Consider the following 3,313-nt stretch of genomic DNA (forward strand, 5'->3'; position numbering starts at 1 on the left):
AGCTCACTTTGCCCACGCGCGTGCGTCAATCTGGCGGCCTTCGTCGTATGCGTACAGTGATCTGGAACCTCTTTCAGGATCTCGCGGCAGAGCAGCTCGGCCTCATCAAGCCTGCCCTGCCCGAGCGCCTCGATCGCGAAGGCCATAACGGCGTCCGCCTGCTTCTTCAGCTTCTTTTCCAGTCGCCCCGTCTGGTAGGCGCGCGCGCCGGCACTGCTCTGCAAGGTCTTTCTCCGGAGGATGGCCCGGAAACAGACGAGCTGATTCGGATGGTGCCAAGCTTGCGGTCTGCTGGACCAGCGCGGCCCGCAATAGGTCTCACCGCAAAATCTGGCTCAGGAACAGCTTGGTGCGGGCGTGCCGCGGAGCTGCAAAGAATTCGTTCGGGGTGTTGGCCTCGATGATCTGGCCGGCGTCCATGAACACGACGCGGTTGGCCACCTCGCGGGCGAAACCCATCTCGTGGGTGACGACGAGCATGGTCATGCCCTCCTCTGCGAGGTCGACCATGGTGTCGAGCACCTCCTTGACCATCTCGGGGTCGAGCGCCGAGGTCGGCTCGTCGAACAGCATGACTTTCGGGTTCATGGTCAGGGCCCGGGCGATCGCGACGCGCTGCTGCTGGCCGCCAGACATCTGGCCGGGAAACTTGTTGGCCTGATGCGGGATCTTGACCCGCTCCAGGAACTTCATCGCGGTCGCCTCGGCGTCTTTCTTGGGGATGTTGCGGACCCAGATCGGCGCCAGCGTGCAATTGTCGAGCACGGTCAGGTGCGGAAACAGATTGAAGCTCTGGAACACCATGCCGACTTCACGACGCACCGCGTCGACGTGCTTGAGGTTCGGCCCAAGCTCGATGCCGTCGACGACGATCTCGCCCTCCTGGAATTCCTCCAGCGCATTGATGCAGCGGATCAGGGTCGACTTGCCCGAGCCGGAGGGACCGCAAATCACGATGCGCTCGCCCTTGCGGACCGAAAGGTCGATGTCACGCAGGACGTGGAATTCGCCGTACCATTTGTTCAGTCCGGAAATCTTGACGATGGGGTCGGACATGGGCGGCCTCGATCAGCTGCGGCGGTGGGCGTTGAGGCGGTGCTCGACGAACAGCGAGTAGCGCGACATTCCAAAGCAGAAGATGAAATAGACGATCCCGGCAAAGGCAAAGCCCGTGAACGCGGTCGACGGTGTCGACCATTTCGGATCCGAGAACGAGGCGCGCAGCGAGCCCAAGAGATCGAACAGCGCGACGATCGAGACCAGCGAGGTGTCCTTGAACAGCGAGATGAAGCTGTTGACGAGGTTTGGAATGACGTGGCGCAACCCCTGCGGCAGCACGATCAGCGAAGTCGTCTTCCACCAGGAGAGCCCGAGGGCGGCCGCCGCCTCGGTTTGCCCGCGCGGGATCGCGGCAAGCCCGCCGCGGACGTTCTCCGCCTGATAGGCGCCGGTGAACAGCGCAATGCCGATCAGCGCGCGCACCAGACCGTCGACGGTGAAATTGCCGGGCAGGAACAAGGGCAGCATGTAGGTGGCGAAGAACAGCACGGTGATCAGCGGCACGCCGCGCCAAAACTCGATGAACGCGATCGAGAAGATCCGGATCAAGGGAATAGTCGAGCGGCGGCCGAGCGCAAGCGCGATGCCGATCGGCAGCGAGGTGACGATGCCGGTGACGGAGACCACCAGCGTCACCAGCAGTCCGCCCCAAAGATTCGTCGTTACGATCGGCAATCCGCCGTGATCGAGATCCATCAGCTTGATGACGACGGCGATGCCGATGAAGGTGGCGATGCTCGATGCCAGAGCCCGTCCACCGGTGCGAACGCCGCCGCCAAGAACGAAAGCGATCAGGCACGTGATCGCGGCCGTCACCGCGAAATCGGCCCAAACCGGCTGGCCCGTCCCCTGGATGTAATCGCGCAGCCAGGTGAGCGGAAAGATCAGCCAATGGACCGCCGTACCGAACAGCACGATGAGGTTTCCGAGGCCCCACAGCAGCTGACCGATCGCCGAGTTCTTGCTGAGACCGAGCAGCGCCTGTCCGGCACCGACGATGCTTTCGTCGAACAGCTGCAGGACACCGGCCGTCCAGCTCAGGCCGAAGCCCTTGATGCCGCCGCCGTGCAGCAGGAAGAAGGCGACCACCGGAAACGCGACGAAGAACAGGCCGGCGTTCAGGCCCTTCGCCGGCAGCCGCGGCACGAGCATCGGCACCAGCAAGACCACAGCCAGGAGGAACGTGAGATTGACCCTCCAACGCTCGGCTTCTGGATAGAAGCCGTAGACCAGCTGCGGGAGCTTGGCCTGGATGTAGGGCCAGCAGGCGCCGACCGCAAAACCCGCGTTCTCGGCAAGACACGCGGTGCGGTCCTTGCCGCTCCACACCGCATCGACCATCAGGAACTTGACGAACGGGACGATCGTGTACCAGAGCAGCAAGGCGCCCAGGATCGTCAGCAGAATATTTGTCGGCGAGTTGAACAGGCGCGTGCGCATCAGGCCGATGAAGCCGGTGGTCTTCACCGGCGCGGGGCGCTCGGCAATCAGGTCACTGCGGACGAAGCCGGACGAGACGACATCGCTCATGCGCCCAGGCTCCGGCTGACGCGCCAGCCATAGACGCTCATGATGGCACTGGTGACGAGAGAGATCAGGAGGTACATGCCCATCGTCATGGCGATGATCTCGATCGCCTGCCCGGTCTGGCTCAGCGACGTGCCGGCAAACACCGAGACGAGGTCGGGATAGCCGATCGCGACCGCCAGCGAGGAGTTCTTGGTGAGATTGAGATACTGGTTGGTCAGCGGCGGCACGATGACGCGCATCGCCTGCGGCACGACGATCAGGCGGAGCGTGGCGCCGCGGCTGAGGCCGAGCGAGGCCCCCGCCTCCATCTGCCCCTTGTGGACGGACAGGATGCCGGCGCGCACGATCTCGGCGATGAAGGCGGCGGTATAGGTCGACAGCGCCACCGTCAGCGCCACGAATTCCGGGATGATGCGCGAGCCGCCGGCGAAATTGAATCCCCTCAGCTGCGGCAGCTCGAAGGTGAGGGGCAGGCCAAATATCAGCACGGTGGCGAGCGGCAGTCCGACCAGCAGGGTCAGCACGTAAGGCCAGATGCGGATCACTTGGCCACGCTGAAACAGCGCTCGCCTTGCGTAGAAACGCAGGGCCAGCGAGGCGACGATGCCGAGGCCCAGCATCGCAAGGAACGGTTCGAGACCGCTCTGGCCGATCTGACTGGGCACGACGAGGCCGCGATTGCTGATGAAGGCGATGCCGAACAACGAGATGCTCTGCCGCGGAT

4 protein-coding genes are annotated in these 3,313 nt (G+C 63.8%); all 4 read right to left on the minus strand.

Annotation, left to right across the window (positions count from 1 at the left end):
* Positions 1–224: hypothetical protein (locus JHD07_RS34665; protein ID WP_291630351.1), on the minus strand; the 224-nt coding region annotated here is incomplete at its 3' end.
* A 94-nt stretch (positions 225–318) separates the two neighbouring features.
* Positions 319–1,056, minus strand: coding sequence for an amino acid ABC transporter ATP-binding protein (locus JHD07_RS34670; protein ID WP_291630352.1), 738 nt, complete (start codon positions 1,054–1,056; stop codon positions 319–321).
* A gap of 12 nt (positions 1,057–1,068) precedes the next feature.
* Positions 1,069–2,589 (minus strand): amino acid ABC transporter permease, encoded by a 1,521-nt coding sequence (locus tag JHD07_RS34675; protein WP_291630353.1) that lies wholly within the window; start codon positions 2,587–2,589, stop codon positions 1,069–1,071.
* Positions 2,586–3,313, minus strand: a 728-nt coding sequence (locus JHD07_RS34680) for an ABC transporter permease subunit (RefSeq protein WP_291630354.1), incomplete at its 5' end; no start/stop codon positions are given. The genes JHD07_RS34675 and JHD07_RS34680, both read right to left, overlap by 4 nt.

This window comes from Bradyrhizobium sp., assembly GCF_016462955.1.
Taxonomy (GTDB): domain Bacteria; phylum Pseudomonadota; class Alphaproteobacteria; order Rhizobiales; family Xanthobacteraceae; genus Bradyrhizobium.